The sequence below is a fragment of the Streptomyces sp. NPDC049813 genome (assembly GCF_044465085.1).
Lineage (GTDB): Bacteria > Actinomycetota > Actinomycetes > Streptomycetales > Streptomycetaceae > Streptomyces.
Map to the genome: position 1 here is coordinate 1 of NZ_JBITLI010000035.1, position 1,224 is coordinate 1,224.

General features: G+C 70.9%; 1 protein-coding gene. It reads right to left on the reverse strand.

The features are described 5' to 3' along the window. Window positions 1-80: 80 nt before the first annotated feature. Window positions 81-1,224, reverse strand: a 1,144-nt coding sequence (locus tag ACIBW6_RS34845; RefSeq protein WP_399066952.1) for an IS701 family transposase, incomplete at its 5' end; no start/stop codon positions are given.

Genomic DNA, 1,224 nt, shown 5'->3' on the forward strand with positions numbered 1-1,224 from the left:
GACGGTCTGTCGGCAGGTGGGGCAGGTGCCGGTCCAGGTGGCGATGAGCTGTTGGAGGAGGTCCAGGGCCTGGTAGAGGGTCAGGCCCTGGCAGGGACTTTTGGGTGTCTCCGCTGTTCGGTCAGGAACAGATGGGCGGCGGTGACGAGGGTGACGTGCCGGTGCCAGCCGGCGAACGAACGGCCCTCGAAGTGGTCCAGGCCCAGGGCTGTTTTCAGCTCGCGGTAGTCGTGCTCGATCCGCCACCGGGCTTTCGCGAGGCGGACCAGATCCCTGGCGGGGATATCGGCGGGCAGGTTCGAGATCCAGTACTGCACTGGTTCGCGCTCGCCCTCGGGCCACCGGGCGATCAGCCAGGACAAGGGGATCGTGCCGTCGGCGGCCGGTTTCGGACGACGGCCCGCGAGCCGGACGCGCAGGAACACGAAGTGCGAGCTCATCGCCGCCTTCGATCCCTTGCGCCAGGTCACGGCCCGACCGCGGCCGCGACCCGCGACCAGTACGTGCTCGCGCAAGGACACGGGCCGGGTGCGATAGCGGGGCAGCGGCCTGGGGCCGAGCCCGCCGTATTCGGGCTGGTGCGGCACCGCGTCCTGGCCGTGGGCGGTCATCTCGCCCTTGGCCTGCAGCACCCAGGCCAGACCGCGTTCGTCCAGGCCGTGGCGGAAGTCGGCGTTCGCGCCGTAGCCGGTATCGGCGACCAGGACGGCGGGCCGCAGCCCGCAGCCGGCGAGTTCGTCGAGCATATCCAGGGCGAGCTGCCACTTGGGACGGTGGCACTCGTCGTCGGGGATCCGGCAGGCCCGCCTGCGGGCCTGGGCGTCGGGACCGTCCCAGGCGGCGGGCAGGAACAGGCGCCAGGACAACGGGCACGATGCCTCCTCGGAGGCGGCGTGGACACTGACGCCGATCTGGCAGTTGCCGACCTTGCCCAGGGTGCCCGAATACTGCCGGGCCACCCCGGGCGAGGAACGGCCGTCCTTGGGGAAGCCGGTGTCGTCCACCACCCACACCTGCGGCCGCACGACCGCCACCGCCCGCCACGCCAGCCGGGCCCGCACGTCCCTGACCTGCCACGTCGAGGTCGTCATGAACTGCTGCAACTGCTGGTGATCGACACCGAGCCGTTCAGCCATCGGCTGCATCGACTTCCTGCGGCCGTCCAGCAACAGCCCCCGCAGATATAACGCACCCTTCGCCCGCTGGTCCCGACGCACCAGCGAC